Origin of the sequence: Arthrobacter sp. StoSoilB19 (assembly GCF_019977275.1) — a bacterium.
Taxonomy (GTDB): Bacteria; Actinomycetota; Actinomycetes; order Actinomycetales; family Micrococcaceae; genus Arthrobacter.
Map to the genome: position 1 here is coordinate 2,692,444 of NZ_AP024650.1, position 16,160 is coordinate 2,708,603.

The window sequence follows — 16,160 nt, forward strand, 5'->3', positions numbered from 1 at the left end:
CCGTCGGACATGGCCTGCGGAGCCCACGCGATAGTCTGTACGGCGTGCGACTTGTCATAGCCCATTGCTCCGTTGATTACGTTGGCCGGCTCAAAGCCCATCTCCCCCTCGCCACCCGGCTCCTGCTGGTCAAGGCGGACGGCTCCGTGCTGGTCCATTCCGACGGCGGTTCCTACAAGCCGCTGAACTGGATGAGCCCGCCTGCCACGCTGCGGGTTTCTTCCCCCGACGAAGTGGACCTCGAACTTGGCGTGGTGGAGCAGTGGACGGTGCAGTCGGCCAAGACCGATGACCGGCTCATCATCAATATCCACGAGAAGATCAGCGAGTCCTCCCACGACCTGGGCGTGGATCCCGGACTGATCAAGGACGGGGTGGAGGCTGACCTGCAGCGGCTGCTCGCCGAGCAGATCGAGACGCTTGGACAGGGCTACTCCCTCATCAGGCGCGAGTACTTCACCGCCATTGGGCCCGTGGACATCCTGGCGCGCGACGCGGACGGCGCCACCGTGGCCATTGAGCTCAAGCGCCGGGGCGACATTGACGGCGTGGAGCAACTGACCCGGTACCTGGAGCTGCTCAACCGCGACCCTTTGCTGGCACCGGTCCGGGGAATCTTTGCTGCCCAGCAGATCAAGCCGCAGGCCAAGGTGCTGGCAAACGACCGCGGGATCGACTGCATAACGCTGGACTACGACGCCATGCGCGGAGTGGACGACAGCGAATCCCGCCTCTTCTAGTTTTTGCCTTTGTTGCTTTAGGCACTTAATTGTCCGGCATTCGGTGCAGGCTTCAGCGACATCTGTTTTTTACCTAAATTTTGTCCTTTTTGTCCTCCGGCCCGTTGACCTGCGGGAACGGGCATGAAATTCTTATCTCAGTCTTTGTGTAGGTGTTTTTCATGCTCGCAAGACATGTTGCGAGCGCGAAGCTCCTGCAGCGCCGGATCTCCCATCGGGGAAAGGCAATCAGGATTCTTCTCGCGGAGTGACCAAGGTCGGCACGAGGTGTGCCGGTCTTAAAAAGTTCCACAATGAGGAGAAATAAATGGCACAGGGAACCGTCAAGTGGTTCAACGCTGAAAAGGGCTTCGGCTTCATCACCCCGGATGACTCCGATGGCGATGTCTTCGTTCACTACTCCGAAATCCAGACCGGCGGCTTCAAAACCCTCGACGAGAACCAGCGCGTTCAGTTCGAAATCGGCCAGGGCGCCAAGGGTCCCCAGGCTACCGGCGTAACGCTGGTCTAGTACCGCCCGGCCGCTTCCCGCGGCTGTCAGCGAATCAAATGGTCCCCGGCAGGATTGCCGGGGACCATTTTTTATGCCGGCGTTGCTGCCGCCTCAGGTCACCAGCTTGCGCACCAGCCGGGCGCCCTGCGCCAGGGAAAGACCGGGGAGGTAGGCGCGGGTCAGCGCCCTGCCGATGGCGGGCAGGTGCAACGGATCCTGGTAGTACAGGTAAAGCGCCCGGTACTCCGGCTTGAACCGGGACTTGAAGGCCGCCAGGGAGCGGAAGCCGTAGACCGGCTCAAGCGCGTGGCCCACCAGGTCCAGGATCCTGACCAGGTTCTGCGCGCCCTCATCGGGGGCGCCCTCCTGTTGCCCTGCGTCCTCGCCCCCGCCGGGCCCCCCGGCGCCTGTTCCCTCAGCACCCGTTCCCCCAGCGCCTGTTCCCTCCGCGCCTGTTCCTGTTCCCCGCTCCGGCTGGGCATCGGGACGGCTGGCCAGCGGCGAACCCGACAGGGAGATCACGTCCACGGAATCCCGCAACTCCAGTACGGCGGAGGCAATCAGGAATTCCATCACCCCCGGAAATCCTTCACTGCCGCGGCGCATGACATCCAGGGTCCTGCTTACCAGCCGCCCGCCGTCGTACACGGGCAGCCAGCTGGTCACGCCGTGGACCACGCCGTGGCCGTCCACGGCCAGGCAGCACAGGACCTCCTCGTCGTCGAGCTCGTCCACTCCCCCCAGCGTGAAGCCCATTTCCGGAACGGACTTGCCGGCCGCCCATTCCTCGGACACTTCGTTCAGCCTTAGCCGGAGCGTTGCGGGCAGCGAATGGTAGGAGCCCCAGACGGCATGGACGCCCAGCTTCGCGGCGCGGTTCAGGGCGGTCCTGACGTTCTGCCATTCCTTGCCTTTGAACTCAAGCTCGTTCAGCGCCAGCCGGGTCTCCTGGGCCACGGCCACGCGGGAGAAGCCGCGTTCCCTCAGTACCGGCCACATGGTGTCGTCGCAGGAATACAGCGCCGGTATCAGGGCCTGGCTGCGGCAGTAGTCCAGGAAGCCTTCGGTGACCCGCTGCTCGGCCTTGCGGTCACCGAATGCACCGCCCAGGGTCAGGGCCACGGTCCCATGCTGCTGGAAGGCCATGCCGCCTGCGCCGTCCGGGCTGAACCAGTACGTGTTGGGCTCCCACAGTGCCATCCAGGACAAGGGTCCGCCGCCCTGGTGGAGCAGTTCCCGGGCGTGGCTGCGGTCCTGCCGTCCGAAGTGGAGGCCGTGGTGCCGGCCCACCAGCACCCACAACACCGCCGCCAGGGCCACGAGCCAGAACACCGGTCCCGAGTAGGCGAACAGCAGTGCTTCGGCGCTGTCGCGTTCCGGGAAGACCCGGCGGAAATTCTGCGGAATGGGCACCGGGACGTACTGCCGGGCCAACTCGGCGAAAAGGCCCAGCAAGCCGCCGTCACGGGACAGTCCGCCGGACCAGAACCAGGCCACGGTATATGAGCTGGCCAGCACCAGCCAGGTTCCGCAGACCACCGCAGCGAGCGTCCGCCGGGCGCCCGGACGCGTCTGCACGCGGAACTGCCGCCGGTTCAGCCACAGGACCACTGCCAGCAGCAGCGGAACCACCACGAGCGGCAGCACATGTGCGAAGGCCGAGGACAGCGGCGTTGCATGCGTGCCCTGCAGGCGTGAGGGAACAAGGGCGAACAGTGCCAGGTAGACCGCGGCGAGGGCGGTGACAGCCAACTGGATGGCCAGCGCGATGTTCAGGGCCAGCCGGCGGCCCCGGCGCATGCCGTCCGCGCAGATCAGCAGCAGGAGGACCGGCACCACGGCCAGCGCCAGGCCGAACGGGCCGGCAAACCCTGCCCTGCCCGTTTCCAGGCAAGTGGCGTCAACGGTGGCGCCGCAGTTGAAGATCAGTTGGTTCAGCGTGGGCATCGGGCTCAGGACGACGTCCCGGAGCAAAGCCAGCGGGCCGGTTGGCGCACGCGTGATTCCGGTCAGGATGGGACCCACCGCGAACACGGCAACGGTCAGGGCCAGGAGGTTCCTGGTTTCCCGGCCCGTCGACCGGTGACGGTGAAGCCGCCCCTGGTCCCCCTGGATCCACCAGCCTGCAAGGAGGCCAAGAAGGGCGCCGATGAGGCCAATGACGGTTTCGGCGTGCCCCACGTACAGGACCAGCAGCAGGGAAATGGACAGCACCACGGTGCGGAGCCGGCGCTGCCACAGCAGCGTGATCCGGGCACTGGCCGCAAGCCCGGCAATAAGCACCGGGGCATACGGACCGATGAGCCTGTCATCCACCATCCGGTCCAGCCAGCCGTCGCCCACATACACGGCCAGCTGGGTTACCAGGAGGAACACCGTGACGGCCGCGAATTGCCCGCCAAAGAACAGTCCGACGGCGGCCCGCCGGCCAAGCTTGCGCTCCGCCAGGCCCAGCAGCAGCACGATCATCAGCGACGCGGCGAGGTAGGCGAGCGGGTTAGTGGCGAAGAAGGCGCTGGTGAACAGCGTCCACCACTGCCCGCTGCGCAGCCCGGGGCCGCTGACCGAGGCCAGGCCAAGGAGCTGCTCCGGCGGGCCGTCAAGGAAGCTTCCGGTCAGGGCAGCGGCCGCAAGGAAGGCAACCAGCACGCCCAGGGTGAAGGGCATGGATTTCAGCGTGAGCAGCGCCTGCTGGACTGCCGGACGTCCGACGGCGGCCCACATCAGGGCGGCCGTGCGTTCCGGTTTCCTGGTGCTCACCACTGCAGCCCCCACTGGGTGCCAAGGAACTGCAGCGCATCCGCGAACCGCTTGGAGGACGTATCCCAGGAGTGGCCCGTGTGCTCCACCTCGTGTGCCTGCACGGTGAAGCCGGCGGCCTCTGCCGCAGCCGCCAGCGTGTGGAGGTTCCCCACGAACTCGGGATCGTTCTGGCCTGCAGTAAGGTACATGCCGCTGGACTCAAACCGTTGGTGTTTCATGATCTCCAGTGGAGTCTGCTTGGTGAATTCATCTGGGTTTCCGGGAAATGCTGCGTCTATGGTCTTCTGCCGCTCCTTGGCAATGGCAGGTTCGGCCTCGCTGGAGAAGGCGAGCACGTCGGCGTAGACGTCGGGATGCCGGGTTCCCATCTGCACGGCACACGTGCCGCCGAAGGAGAAGCCACCCACAGCCCAGTGGCTGTGGTTGGTATCCACCGCCAGGGTGGAACTGATCCACTGAGGTACATCCTGCGAGAGATAGGTGTCCGCGTTGGCAATGCGGCTGTCCATGCACATGGTGTTGGCGGACTGCGACCCGTTGGGATCCGGAATGACCACCACCGGGGACACTCCGCCGTGTGCCGCGGCAAAGGAATCCATGTGACCGCGGATTGCGCCGCCGGTGAGCCAGTCCGCCGGCCCGCCCGGCTGTCCGGCCACCAGAACCAGTACCGGCAATGCGGGCCGGTTCGCCGCAAAGTAGGCCGGCGGAAGGTAGATGTAGGCCTCACGCGTGTTCATCCCGGACTGCGTTCCAGGGATCGCGGACTTCCGCAGGACGCCCCCGTCCGGCAGCTCCCCTTCCGGCTTCCACCCCAGGAGGGGTACGCCGTCGGACGCGCCCGGACGGCGCATAAGGTCCTGTTCAAGGGCCGGTATCCGGGCCAGGGCCGTACCCAGCAGATCGCTCACGGTCCTGTTGAGGCCAAAGTACGCGTTGACTTGGATCGCCGAGAGCAGCACCACCAGCAGTGCGGCGAGGATCCCTCCCCCGCGTCCGGCCCAGCTGCTCCGGGGCAGCCGGAGCAGGCCCAGGAGAAGAGCCGCAACACCGGGCACAATCCACAGCAGGACGGGGTCCGGCAGGTCCTCGGGGAAGGTGGAGAAGATGTTGATGAGCGCCCAGTGCACCGTACCCACCAGCGCAAAGGCGGCTGCCGCGGCGGTGACGATGCGGACCGCCCACGCCCGGGCGCGGTGCCCCGGCGTCATGGAGGCGCGCCAGGGTGGCACCAGGAGATAGGCGGCGCCGCCCATTCCCAATACCAGGACGGTCCCATACAGTGGACCGTCCGTGAGCCGGATGTCTGAAAGCCAATCCACGTCGGCTAGCGCCAGGTCCCCACGCCTATCACCGGACCTGCCTCAAGCCAGGATGAAAGACCCGTATATGCGTCGAACTTCATGGCAAGGTGCAGGTCCTGCCCCTCATACCGGAGCTCAACGATCACAACGTCCGGTTGGACCTTGACGGCTTCCGCCTCCGTGGGTTTCCGGCGGCCCAGCAGCTCCAGCGAACTGCGCTTGAATGTGTATTTGGGACGCACGCTCAAGGAGATGAGCCTGAACCATTCAAGGTCGTTGTCCTGATAACGACAAACCCCCATCTGCCAGCTGTTTCCAGCAACGCAAATGGAGGCGTCCACCGTGCCGAGGGCACGCCGCAGGTTGAAGCGGCGCACCCCCGAAAGGCACAGTGCAATGATCAGCAATCCGAAGGCGATTGCCAGTGCGATGAACGGAATACCCGGTGCGTCCATCAAGGTCGTGCTAGCGGATCCCAGCGGTAGCCGAGCCGCCCAGCTGGGCGTTGTCAGCAACGATAACCACGCGGTTGTTGTCGACCGAGAAGAACCCGCCGTCGACGTCTACCGCAATACGGTCCCCGGACACCGGCTGGATGGCCAGTTCACCCTCGGCCAGGATCGCCAGCAGGGGCGAGTGGCCGGGCAGGATTCCGATTTCACCATCGCTGGTGCGGGCCTTGACCATCTTGGCCGCTCCGGACCACACGAAGTGGTCCGCTGCGACAATCTCAACCTCAAGCTCAGCCATATTACTTGGTCTGTTCCTGGATCTTGGCCCACTGGCGCTCCACGTCGTCGAGGCCGCCGACGTTGAAGAACGCCTGCTCCGCGACGTGGTCCAGCTCGCCGTCGCAGATGGCCGAGAAGCCTTCAACGGTGTCCTTGATGGAAACCGTGGAGCCCTCAACGCCGGTGAACTGCTTGGCGGTGTAGGTGTTCTGCGAGAGGAACTGCTGGATGCGGCGTGCACGGGACACGACGATCTTGTCCTCTTCGGAGAGTTCATCGACACCGAGGATGGCGATGATGTCCTGGAGTTCCTTGTTCTTCTGCAGGATCTGCTTCACGCGGACTGCCGTGTTGTAGTGGTCCTTGCCGATGTACTGGGGATCCAGGATGCGGGAAGTGGACGTCAGCGGGTCAACGGCCGGGTACAGACCACGGGAGGCGATTTCACGGGAAAGTTCCGTGGTCGCGTCGAGGTGTGCGAAGGTCGTGGCCGGAGCCGGGTCGGTGTAGTCATCTGCGGGGACGTAGATGGCCTGCATCGAGGTGATGGAGTGGCCCTTCGTGGAGGTGATGCGCTCCTGAAGGAGGCCCATCTCATCCGCCAGGTTGGGCTGGTAGCCCACGGCGGAAGGCATGCGGCCCAGCAGGGTCGATACCTCGGAGCCGGCCTGGGTGAAGCGGAAGATGTTGTCGATGAAGAGCAGCACGTCCTGATTCTGCACATCGCGGAAGTACTCCGCCATGGTCAGCGCGGACAGGGCCACACGCAGACGCGTTCCCGGCGGCTCGTCCATCTGGCCGAATACAAGGGCAGTGTCCTTGAGGACCCCTGCCTCTTCCATTTCAACCCAGAGGTCGTTGCCCTCACGGGTACGCTCGCCAACACCGGCGAAGACCGAGGTACCGCCGAAGTTGCGGGCAACACGGGTGATCATTTCCTGGATCAGCACGGTCTTGCCCACGCCGGCGCCGCCGAAGAGGCCGATCTTTCCACCCTTGATGTACGGGGTGAGGAGGTCGATGACCTTGATGCCGGTTTCCAGCATCTCGGTGGAACCTTCGAGGGAGGCGAAGCTGGGGGCCTTGCGGTGGATTGGCCAGCGCTCGGTGATCTCCAGTTCCGACTCGGCAACGTCCAGGGGCTGGCCCAGCACGTTGAAGATGTGTCCCTTGACGCCGTCACCGACGGGAACGGAGATCGGGGCGCCGGTGTCCACCACGGACGTGCCGCGGACGAGTCCATCGGTGGCCTGGAGGGAGATGGCGCGGACGAGGTTGTCACCCAGGTGCTGGGAGGTCTCGAACGTGATGGTCTTGGTGACACCGTTGAGGGTGATCTCGGTGGTCAGTGCGTGGTAAATGGACGGGATTGCGTCAGCCGGGAATTCGACGTCGACAACCGGGCCGATTACGCGCGCAATACGGCCGGTTGCACCGGACGTTGCGGCTACGTGTTCGGTAGCAGTGGCAGTCATCTCTCTCACTTCATTCAGTAGATGGCGTGGGGTTAAGTGTATCTGTGGTGGTGCAGGTTCCGCGGGAACCGAGGTGGTGGAGGCTAGGACGCAAGAGCGTCGGCACCGGCAACAATCTCGGAGAGTTCCTGCGTAATTTCGGCCTGGCGGGCCGTGTTGCGCAGACGCGTGTACTTCTTGATCAGGTCCGTTGCGTTGTCGCCTGCGGACTTCATCGCCCGCTGGCGGGCGGCGAGCTCGGAAGCTGCTGCCTGCAACATGGCTGCGAAGATACGGGATTCGATGTAGCGCGGCAGCAGGGCGTCAAGAACCCGCTCGGCTTCCGGCTCGAACTCGTACAGCGGCAGAAGGTCCGACTCGGATGCGGCCTGCTCTTCCACGACTTCAAGCGGGAGCAGGCGGATGACCGTCGGCTCCTGGGTGACCATGGACTTGAAGCGGGTGTACACAACGTGGATTTCCTCCACGCCGCCCTCTTCGAAGTCGGTTGCGAATTCCGACAGCAGCGCTTCGCCGATCTCACGTGCCGTCGCGAACTCGGGCGCGTCTGTTCCACCGGTCCAGACCCGCGCGTACTCGCGGTTCCGGAAATCGAAGTACGCCTGGGCCTTGCGTCCGAGGACGTAGGTCTTGACTTCCTTGCCTTCTTCGTGAAGAAGCTCGATGAGACCTTCCGCCTGCTTCAGGACACTGGCCGAGTAGGAACCGGCCAGGCCGCGGTCCGAGGTGATTACCAGGACGGCGGCACGGCGGATCTGCTCCGGCTCAGTGGTCAGCGGGTGGTCGATCTCGCTCTGGCTGGCGACAGCAGAAACGGCGCGCGTAATCGCGTTCGCGTAAGGCAGTGAAGCTGCTACGCGCGCACGGGCCTTGCCGATGCGCGAGGTAGCGATCAGTTCCATCGCCTTGAAGATCTTGCGCATCGACGTGGTCGAGCTGATCTTCTGGCGGTAGACCCGGATCTGGGCTCCCATACTTATCCTTTCCTAGCGTTCCATGCACCGGGTGAACCGGACCCGCGGGCCCGGTTCACCCGGTCAGTGGAACTAGCGCTTCTGCCTGACGATTTTTTCCTGGTCAACCTGGGCCTCGTCGATGGGGGCGTGCTCCTCATGCCCGGCACCGACCAGCAGGTTGTCGCCCTCGCCGAAGAAGCCCTTCTTGAAGTCGACGATCGAGGACTTCAAGGCTGCAACGGTGTCATCGTCCAGCACGTTGGTCTGGGCCAGCGTGGTCAGGATCGAGGACTTGTGGCGCAGGTGCTCCAGGAACTCGGACTCAAAGCGGCTGATGTCCTCGACCGGAACGTCGTCCAGGTAGCCGTTGGTGCCGGCCCAGATGGACACAACCTGGTCCTCGACCGGGAACGGCGAGTACTGGCCCTGCTTCAGCAGTTCCATCAGGCGGGCACCGCGGGTCAGCTGCTGGCGGGATGCGGCGTCGAGGTCGGATGCGAACATCGCGAACGCCTGCATGTCGCGGTACTGGGCCAGGTCCAGCTTCAACGTACCGGAGACCTTCTTCATGGACTTCACCTGGGCGGCACCACCAACGCGGGACACCGAGACACCCACGTCAACAGCGGGGCGCTGGTTGGCGTTGAAGAGGTCGGACTGCAGGAAGATCTGGCCGTCCGTGATGGAGATGACGTTGGTCGGGATGTAGGCGGACACGTCGTTCGCCTTGGTCTCGATCAACGGCAGGCCCGTCATGGAACCGGCACCGAGCTCGTCGGAGAGCTTGGCACAACGTTCCAGCAGGCGGGAGTGCAGGTAGAAGACGTCGCCCGGGTAGGCTTCGCGTCCCGGCGGGCGGCGCAGCAGCAACGACACGGCGCGGTAGGCTTCGGCCTGCTTGGACAGGTCATCGAACACGATCAGGACGTGCTTGCCGCCGTACATCCAGTGCTGGCCAATGGCCGAGCCGGCGTACGGTGCCAGGTACTTGAAGCCTGCGGGGTCGGAAGCGGGAGAAGCCACGATGGTGGTGTACTCCAGCGCGCCGTTGTCCTCGAGGGTCTGGCGGATGGCGGCGATGGTGGACGCCTTCTGCCCGATGGCGACGTAGATGCAGCGGACCTGCTTGGTCACATCGCCCGAAGCCCAGTTGGCCTTCTGGTTGATGATGGTGTCGATCGCAATGGCGGACTTGCCGGTCTGGCGGTCACCAATGATGAGCTGGCGCTGGCCGCGGCCGATCGGGATCATGGCGTCGATGGCCTTGAGCCCGGTCTGCATCGGCTCGTGCACCGACTTGCGCTGGGTCACGCCGGGAGCCTGAAGCTCCAGTGCGCGGGTGGTCTCAGCCTTGATCTCGCCGAGGTCGTCGATGGGTACGCCCAGCGGGTCAACAACGCGGCCGAGGAAGGCGTCGCCCACGGGCACGGACAGAACCTGCCCGGTGCGGTGGACTTCCTGGCCTTCTTCGATGCCGGTGAAGTCGCCGAGGATGATGACGCCGATTTCGCGGACGTCGAGGTTCTGGGCGAGGCCCAGGGTGCCGTCCTCAAAGCGCAGCAGCTCGTTCGCCATGACCGAGGGAAGACCCTCAACACGGGCGATGCCGTCACTAGCGGTGGTTACGCGGCCGACCTCTACGCGCTCTGCGTTCCCGGGTTCGTAGGACGCCGCGAACTCGTTCAGCGCATTACGGACGTCGTCGGCGTTGATGGTCAATTCGGCCATCTGCAGTCCCTGCTCTCCTGTTTTGTGATCACCTTGCGATGACCGGGGTTTCTATCAGTTAGGTTGTGCTTGTCCGGCTAGCCGGCCAGCTGGCGCTGCAGCTCGCCCAGCTTGGTGAGGACCGAAGCGTCAAGCACTTCGTCACCAACCTGGACGCGGATGCCGCCAATGAGTGCCGGGTCAACATTGAGGTTGACCTTCAGTTCCCGCCCGTACATGGCATTCAGGCCAGCCTGCAGGCGGGCAAGCTGCGTCTGCGTCAAAGGACGGGTCACGCTGACCGTTGCAATCCAGCGCTGCTGCCGCTTGGCCGCAAGCTCGGCGAACCGCTGCACCAGCCGGGTGGGCTTGATGCCGCGGGGCTGGGTTACAGCCTGGGCAATGAGGACTTTCGCTTCCTCACTGGCGCCGGGCACAAGCTTCTCCGCAAGTACAACCTTGGCTGCACCGCTGGCCTGTGGTTCGGACAGAGCACGTTGTACCTCGTGGCTGGAGGCAACAGCCTGGTTGAAGGAGAACAGGTCGTTCTCCAGCTCTTCCAGGCCAGTGATTCCGGAGGCAGAAACGGCCGACTTGTTTTCAGCAACGGAAATGACCACCGTTGCGGCAAGAGTCTCGAGTGCATCGCCGATATCACGGGCGTTTGCCCAGCGTGAGCTGGCCAGTCCGCCTGCAATGTCTGCAGCATCAGCGGAGACTTTCCCGCCAACCAGCTGCTTGACCAGCGCCGACTTTTCGTCACCGTTGCGGGACGGGTCAGTCAGGGCGCGGCGCAAGCCAGCCGAGCTGTCCACCATTCCCAGAATTCCGAAGAGTTCCTTTGCCAGCTGCAGCGACGCGGTGGGAAGCTTTGCTTCCAACTCTGCCAGCGCTGTTGCCAGCGATTCGCTCGATACGCCTGCCATTACTTAGCTGCACCTGCGTTCTGGGACTCCAGATCTGCCAGGAAGCGGTCCACAACCCGCGCTGCACGCTCATCATCGTTGAGCGATTCGCCCACGATGCGGCCTGCCAGGGTGGTGGCCAGGGTGCCTACCTCAGAGCGCAGGGACACAACGGCCGCCTGGCGCTCGGATTCGATCTGCGCGTGGGCCTGCGCGGTGATGCGGGCAGACTCTGCTGCCGCCTTCTCCTTGAGATCCGCGAGGATCTGGGCACCTTCGGCGCGGGCTTCCTCACGGATGCGGTTGGCTTCGGTGCGGGCGTCGGTCAGCTGCTGCTTGTACTCTTCGAGTGCAGCAGACGCCTCAGCCTGGGCCTTTTCAGCCTTGGCGATACCGCCTTCGATGGCCTCGGCACGCTCTGCGAAGGTCTTCTCGAACATCGGGACAACAAACTTGACCACGATGAAGAAGAGGATGGCAAAGCCCACGAAGACAACCAGCATTTCCCAGGCATTGGGAATAAGTGGGTTGACGTCGCCTTCAGCGGCGGCTGAGATGATCAGCTGATGCATATTTCACCCGTCCTTATCTACTCGGTTCTGAATGTTCGCTGAAGTTCTGAAGGTTTACTTGAGAACGAAAGCGAAGACCAGGCCCAGGATGGCGAGTGCTTCGGTCAGCGCCAGGCCAAGGAATGCGATCGGCTGCAGGACGCGCTGGGCTTCCGGCTGACGTGCAACGCCGTTGATGTAGGCAGCGAACACGAGACCCACACCGATACCACCGCCGATAGCCGAGAGGCCATAGCCGATGAGGTTGAGGGAGCCGTTGATGGAGCCTTCCATTTTTTTTCCTTTCAAGATGCCACTTTGTGTGGCAGGTTGTTTGGGTTGCTTCATCCCCGCGAGGGGAAGACTGTGGTGGGCCGGCGGAGCGTCGCTCCCGGCAGGGTGCCTAGTGGCTGTCGGCGTGGAGGGCGCCTTCGATGTAGATCGCGGTCAGCAGCGTGAAGACGTAGGCCTGCAGGACCATGATCAGGGCTTCGAGCATGTACATGGCGATGGCACCTGCCAGCACCAGGACGGACGTTCCCTTCAGCAGCACGTTCTCCTGCATGATGAGGTATTCGATGCCGGAACCGGCGATCATCACGATCAGGTGGCCGGCCAGCATGGTCGCGAACAGACGGAGGCTGTGCGTGACGGGCCGGACAACGAAGTTGGAGATGATTTCGATCGGGATGACGATCGGCAGGATGTACCACGGCACGCCCGAGGGGACGGTGGCCAGCTTGAAGTAGCGCAGGCCGTTCTTCTTCACGCCGATGGCGATCCAGGTGACATAGACCAGGCCGGCCAGCACGTACGCTCCACCCACGTGCGAGAACGTGGGGAGCTGGAACACCGGGATGGCGCCGTAGATGTTGTTGACCAGGATGAAGAAGAACAGGCTGAACAGCAGGGGGACGTACTTCATGAAGTCCCTGCCGCCGATGATGTCCTTGGCAATGCCGTTGCGGACAAAGCCGTAGGCGGCCTCTCCGGCGAACTGGAGCTTGCCGGGTACCAGCTGCTGCTTGCGTGCGGCGAGCACGAAGAAGACTGCGATAAAGACGACAGAGAGGAGGACCAGCAGCATCTGCTTGGAGAATCCTTCTGCGGCACCCCACGGCAGGATTGCCGGCAAATGCATTTCGTTAATACCAGGAGGAGTGAACTCTCCTGAATCTTGGGCCGGGAGCGCAAGCGCGATCAACGCGTTTCCTCTCTGCAGTGTCCATCATTGGGCGTTGGGCGGGGTCCGGCAGCCTGACAGCCTGCTGTTCCCCCTGTGAAATTATTTGGCACTATCTTTTCCGTCCTGGGACGGTGCGCTGGGAGCATGGCGCTCATCAGCAATTTTTCGGGAACTGGTGAGGCCGTGCATGTGGGAAAGGTAGAAACCTCCGACGGCTCCGAGCAGAGCGCCTGCGAGCACAATCCAGCGCGTTCCCCACAGATAATCCAGTCCCCACCCTATCAAACTCCAGACGATGATTCCGCCAATGATGTAGCTGAATACAGCCATTCCAGCGTTGTAGCCGCCATCGGTGGAGGCGTCGGAATCGGTTGCTGCGGAGCCGTTGGATCCGCGTTTGCCATGTGCGGCAGCCGCGGGCTTCTTCTGGTCACGCATGGGTTGCTCCCTTGTCATCTGGATCGTTGTAGATCTGGAGGCGGGCCCTGCTGAATCCGTGGATCTCAGCGGCCTGCCACAGGACGACCGCCACCACGGCGCCGATGATGAACCAGCGGCCGTGGAGCCATTCAGGGGCGCCGATGACGAACAGGACGACGGCGAAGCCAACTACCTTGATGAAATAGGTGGCTACGAACATCCCTATCGCGCCGGACGGGTTCCCGCGTCCCACGAAGTGGCCGATCAGCAGGCTGATGCCGAAGAACAGCATGACCAGCAGGCCACCCAGCACGCTGGAGACCGCGCCGCTTGCTCCATTGAGGAGTCCGGCGGGAATGGCACACAGGGCGAGCCCTGCACCGGCGGCGATCGAGCTGCGCTTAAGCAGGTTCAGCCACAGCGAGCGGGTGGGACCGGAGGCGCCAACGTGTCCGTTGCCGGAGGCAGGTCCGGACTCGGCGTTGGAGGTCATTCGATCCCAATCGTCGGCACCACATGGCAAATGGCCAGGAGGCAGGGGGTGGAGTGGCAGCTTGGGCTGCCCCTAAATTCTACATGAGATAGAAATAATTCAGAACCGGCATTACGCCGCAGTTTCCCCGTTGCCGCGGGAAAGGTATGGCCATGCGGTCACCAGTCCCATCACCAGGGTGGCGAAGATGTCGACGGCGAGAACGACCTGCCAGGGGAAAACGGCAAAGGCCAGGCCGCCGAAAGACAGCACGGCGGTCCAGAGATACATCAGGATCACGGCGGTGCGGTGGGAGTAGCCGATGTCCAGCAGTTTGTGGTGCAGATGCCCGCGGTCGGCGGACCAGGGCGAACGCCCGCGGGCCGTGCGGCGGACCACTGCGAGGCCCAGGTCCAGCAGCGGAAGGAAGAGCACGGCGAAGGGAAGCAGGATGGGAATCACGGTGGAAATACCGTTGGCACGGTCATACAGGCCTGAGGAGATCTGTCCTGTGGACACGACGCCGGCCGAGGCCATGAGCAGCCCGATCAGCATGGCGCCGGAATCGCCCATGAAGATCTTCGACGGAAAGAAATTGTGTGGCAGGAACCCCAGGCACCCGCCTACCAGGACGGCCGTAATGAGGGTTGCCAGGTCCGAGTAGTCCAGCAGCACAGCGTTCCGGTGCACCCAGTAGGCGGTGAAGAAGAACGCCGTTCCGCCGATGATGGCCACGCCTGCAGCAAGGCCGTCCAGTCCGTCAATGAAGTTGAAGGCATTCATGGTGGTGACGATGAGTCCCGCCGTCAGCACCACGCGGAGTGTCCCGTCCTGGAGGTAGATGGGGTCGGGCACCCACGGGACGATGGTCATTTGGACACCCCAGATGGCCACGGTGAGTCCGGCGGCGCTTTGACCGATCAGCTTCACCCACCAACGGATGTCCAGCAGGTCGTCCGCCACGCCCACCAGGACGATCACCGCTGCACCGGCGAGGACCCCCCAGGGGGAGAAATTGTTCCGGTAGATGTCCTTGACGAAGAAGGACTGGCTGGCGAGGACCAGTGCCACCATGACACCGAGAAAGATCGCCACGCCGCCAAGCCTGGAAACGGGGGTGGAATGCATGTCACGGCTGCGGATGGGCAGGTGCAGTTCAAGCCGGTGCCCCACGATGCGGGCGCCCCACGTGGCAGCGTAGGACACAATGGCAGCCACCAGCCCCATGAGCATGTACATGATCATGGGACTGGAGCCGTTTCAGGATTGGTGGTGTCGAAGCCGCTCGGCTGCCCTGGCAGCCGGTCCGTGGTCGGTGGGCTCACTGGCCGGGAATCTGTTCTTCGATAAATGAAACTTCTCCGTCGCCGAGCGCGCAGCAGGCAGTGTTCGGTGCCGTACAGGGCTGTATTACAGTGGACTCTAGTCAAAGATACTAGTGCCACCGGCACCATGGCTCCGCGCCACACGGGCGCATATCAGGCGGGGAACTCCCTGGCGGCCATGCTGAAAGGACCTCCATGACCCCCCGCATTGCGGTTGCCGCCGTGACGTTCGACCGGCCCAAGGAACTGTCTGTGCTGCTGGATTCGATCAACGCGCAGAGCCTGCGCGTGGACACCATTTGCCTGGTGGACAGTGGCACCACGCCTGCACGGGAGGTGGCCGAAAAGCACCGCAATGTGGACTACGTCCGGTCCGAAGCCAACCTCGGTGGCGCGGGCGGGTTTGCGCTGGCCGCCCTCAAGGCAGTCGCCAGCGGTGCCCGCTGGATTTGGATGATGGACGACGACGCCGAGCCGGCTGATCCCGAATGCCTCGCCACGCTGCTGCGCGAGGCCGAGGCGCGCGACCTGGAGGCTGTGGTTCCCCTTGTCACGGCGCCGGGCCATCCCGACCGGCTGTCCTTTTTCTTCCGCCTGGACGGCAAGGTGACGCACGACCGGGCAGAGGTGGAGAAGCTCGGTTTCCTTCCGGACGACGGCCACTTCTTCAACGGCGCGCTGATCCGCTCGGACGTGTTCTTCAAAGTGGGCTTGCCGGATATGCGGCTGTTCATCCGCGGCGACGAGGTCGATTTCACCATCCGGCTCCGCAAGGCCGGCATACGTTTTGGGACGGTCACCACCACGGCCATCACGCATCCGCACGCCTTCACGGAAACGCAGCATGTCTACGGCGCCCGCTGGCATGTCATCGTCCCCGACTCCGCCTTCAAGCGCTATTACTACTACCGGAACCGCGGTTACCTCATCCGCCGGTACTTCCGGGTGCGCTCTTTTGTGGCCGACGCCGGCGGGTACCTGGGCTACTTCCTGCAGCGCCGCGACCTGCCGGGCTTTGTGGCCTGGGCGCGCGCCTTTGGCACGGGTCTGCGGGGCAAGGGCTTTGGCCCCCTGGAGGACCAGAAGTTCTAGCCAGCGCGCCCCTCTCCCGGTTTCAGACCAGCCGCGGCCG

At 63.8% G+C, this 16,160-nt stretch carries 17 protein-coding genes; 3 read left to right on the plus strand and 14 right to left on the minus strand.

What is annotated here, in order from left to right:
* Positions 1 to 44 precede the first annotated feature (44 nt).
* Complete coding sequence (gene nucS, locus LDO86_RS12365; protein ID WP_018768396.1) at positions 45 to 740, plus strand: endonuclease NucS; 696 nt, start codon at positions 45 to 47, stop codon at positions 738 to 740.
* Between the two features lie 307 nt (positions 741 to 1,047).
* Positions 1,048 to 1,251 carry a cold-shock protein gene (locus LDO86_RS12370; RefSeq protein WP_011692441.1) on the plus strand — a complete coding sequence of 68 codons (204 nt, stop codon included), beginning with the start codon at positions 1,048 to 1,050 and terminating at the stop codon, positions 1,249 to 1,251.
* Positions 1,252 to 1,344: 93 nt separating this feature from the next.
* On the opposite strand, the gene LDO86_RS12375 is transcribed toward LDO86_RS12370, so the two are convergent.
* From LDO86_RS12375 to LDO86_RS12440, 14 genes are all read right to left on the minus strand, one after another.
* Positions 1,345 to 3,957 carry a DUF2156 domain-containing protein gene (locus LDO86_RS12375; protein WP_043424769.1) on the minus strand — a complete coding sequence of 871 codons (2,613 nt, stop codon included), beginning with the start codon at positions 3,955 to 3,957 and terminating at the stop codon, positions 1,345 to 1,347.
* A 32-nt stretch (positions 3,958 to 3,989) separates the two neighbouring features.
* A complete protein-coding gene (locus tag LDO86_RS12380; protein WP_026265640.1) occupies positions 3,990 to 5,318 on the minus strand; it encodes an alpha/beta hydrolase-fold protein in 1,329 nt (442 codons plus the stop codon).
* Positions 5,319 to 5,323: 5 nt separating this feature from the next.
* Positions 5,324 to 5,755 (minus strand): DUF2550 domain-containing protein, encoded by a 432-nt coding sequence (locus LDO86_RS12385; RefSeq protein ID WP_018768399.1) that lies wholly within the window; start codon positions 5,753 to 5,755, stop codon positions 5,324 to 5,326.
* Positions 5,756 to 5,765: 10 nt separating this feature from the next.
* Positions 5,766 to 6,050: a F0F1 ATP synthase subunit epsilon gene (locus tag LDO86_RS12390; protein WP_018760117.1), complete on the minus strand. Its 285-nt coding sequence runs from the start codon at positions 6,048 to 6,050 to the stop codon at positions 5,766 to 5,768.
* A 1-nt stretch (position 6,051) separates the two neighbouring features.
* Positions 6,052 to 7,506 carry a F0F1 ATP synthase subunit beta gene (atpD, locus tag LDO86_RS12395; protein WP_018768401.1) on the minus strand — a complete coding sequence of 485 codons (1,455 nt, stop codon included), beginning with the start codon at positions 7,504 to 7,506 and terminating at the stop codon, positions 6,052 to 6,054.
* Between the two features lie 83 nt (positions 7,507 to 7,589).
* Positions 7,590 to 8,480: a F0F1 ATP synthase subunit gamma gene (locus LDO86_RS12400; protein ID WP_018768402.1), complete on the minus strand. Its 891-nt coding sequence runs from the start codon at positions 8,478 to 8,480 to the stop codon at positions 7,590 to 7,592.
* A gap of 72 nt (positions 8,481 to 8,552) precedes the next feature.
* Positions 8,553 to 10,190: a F0F1 ATP synthase subunit alpha gene (atpA, locus tag LDO86_RS12405; RefSeq protein ID WP_018768403.1), complete on the minus strand. Its 1,638-nt coding sequence runs from the start codon at positions 10,188 to 10,190 to the stop codon at positions 8,553 to 8,555.
* A gap of 77 nt (positions 10,191 to 10,267) precedes the next feature.
* Entirely contained in the window at positions 10,268 to 11,095 is an 828-nt protein-coding gene (locus LDO86_RS12410; RefSeq protein WP_018768404.1) for a F0F1 ATP synthase subunit delta, read from the minus strand.
* On the minus strand, positions 11,095 to 11,646 hold the full coding sequence (locus LDO86_RS12415) for a F0F1 ATP synthase subunit B (RefSeq protein ID WP_018768405.1): 552 nt from the start codon (positions 11,644 to 11,646) through the stop codon (positions 11,095 to 11,097). The genes LDO86_RS12410 and LDO86_RS12415 overlap by 1 nt, the downstream gene beginning before the upstream one ends.
* 54 nt (positions 11,647 to 11,700) lie before the next feature.
* Positions 11,701 to 11,919: an ATP synthase F0 subunit C gene (gene atpE, locus LDO86_RS12420; RefSeq protein ID WP_003804776.1), complete on the minus strand. Its 219-nt coding sequence runs from the start codon at positions 11,917 to 11,919 to the stop codon at positions 11,701 to 11,703.
* Between the two features lie 109 nt (positions 11,920 to 12,028).
* On the minus strand, positions 12,029 to 12,829 hold the full coding sequence (atpB, locus tag LDO86_RS12425; protein WP_026265641.1) for a F0F1 ATP synthase subunit A: 801 nt from the start codon (positions 12,827 to 12,829) through the stop codon (positions 12,029 to 12,031).
* 81 nt (positions 12,830 to 12,910) lie between these two features.
* The gene (locus tag LDO86_RS12430) at positions 12,911 to 13,249 is read right to left on the minus strand and encodes an AtpZ/AtpI family protein (protein WP_018768407.1); all 339 of its coding nucleotides are present in this window, start codon (positions 13,247 to 13,249) and stop codon (positions 12,911 to 12,913) included.
* Entirely contained in the window at positions 13,242 to 13,724 is a 483-nt protein-coding gene (locus LDO86_RS12435) for a hypothetical protein (protein WP_018768408.1), read from the minus strand. Before LDO86_RS12435 ends, LDO86_RS12430 begins: the two co-directional genes overlap by 8 nt.
* 111 nt (positions 13,725 to 13,835) lie before the next feature.
* On the minus strand, positions 13,836 to 14,948 hold the full coding sequence (locus LDO86_RS12440; RefSeq protein WP_018768409.1) for an MraY family glycosyltransferase: 1,113 nt from the start codon (positions 14,946 to 14,948) through the stop codon (positions 13,836 to 13,838).
* A 275-nt stretch (positions 14,949 to 15,223) separates the two neighbouring features.
* Here LDO86_RS12440 and LDO86_RS12445 point away from each other — a divergent pair, with 275 nt between their 5' ends.
* On the plus strand, positions 15,224 to 16,120 hold the full coding sequence (locus LDO86_RS12445; protein WP_018768410.1) for a glycosyltransferase: 897 nt from the start codon (positions 15,224 to 15,226) through the stop codon (positions 16,118 to 16,120).
* Positions 16,121 to 16,160 lie beyond the last annotated feature (40 nt).

Coding starts and splice junctions, on each gene's coding strand:
- LDO86_RS12385 (WP_018768399.1), bottom strand. CDS start 5,755: ATGGACGCACCGGGTATTCCGTTCATCGCACTGGCAATCGCCTTCGGA.
- LDO86_RS12445 (WP_018768410.1), top strand. CDS start 15,224: ATGACCCCCCGCATTGCGGTTGCCGCCGTGACGTTCGACCGGCCCAAG.
- LDO86_RS12390 (WP_018760117.1), bottom strand. CDS start 6,050: ATGGCTGAGCTTGAGGTTGAGATTGTCGCAGCGGACCACTTCGTGTGG.
- LDO86_RS12375 (WP_043424769.1), bottom strand. CDS start 3,957: ATGTGGGCCGCCGTCGGACGTCCGGCAGTCCAGCAGGCGCTGCTCACG.
- LDO86_RS12370 (WP_011692441.1), top strand. CDS start 1,048: ATGGCACAGGGAACCGTCAAGTGGTTCAACGCTGAAAAGGGCTTCGGC.
- atpE (WP_003804776.1), bottom strand. CDS start 11,919: ATGGAAGGCTCCATCAACGGCTCCCTCAACCTCATCGGCTATGGCCTC.
- atpA (WP_018768403.1), bottom strand. CDS start 10,190: ATGGCCGAATTGACCATCAACGCCGACGACGTCCGTAATGCGCTGAAC.
- LDO86_RS12410 (WP_018768404.1), bottom strand. CDS start 11,095: ATGGCAGGCGTATCGAGCGAATCGCTGGCAACAGCGCTGGCAGAGTTG.
- LDO86_RS12430 (WP_018768407.1), bottom strand. CDS start 13,249: ATGCGTGACCAGAAGAAGCCCGCGGCTGCCGCACATGGCAAACGCGGA.
- LDO86_RS12415 (WP_018768405.1), bottom strand. CDS start 11,646: ATGCATCAGCTGATCATCTCAGCCGCCGCTGAAGGCGACGTCAACCCA.
- atpD (WP_018768401.1), bottom strand. CDS start 7,506: ATGACTGCCACTGCTACCGAACACGTAGCCGCAACGTCCGGTGCAACC.
- LDO86_RS12440 (WP_018768409.1), bottom strand. CDS start 14,948: ATGATCATGTACATGCTCATGGGGCTGGTGGCTGCCATTGTGTCCTAC.
- LDO86_RS12435 (WP_018768408.1), bottom strand. CDS start 13,724: ATGACCTCCAACGCCGAGTCCGGACCTGCCTCCGGCAACGGACACGTT.
- LDO86_RS12400 (WP_018768402.1), bottom strand. CDS start 8,480: ATGGGAGCCCAGATCCGGGTCTACCGCCAGAAGATCAGCTCGACCACG.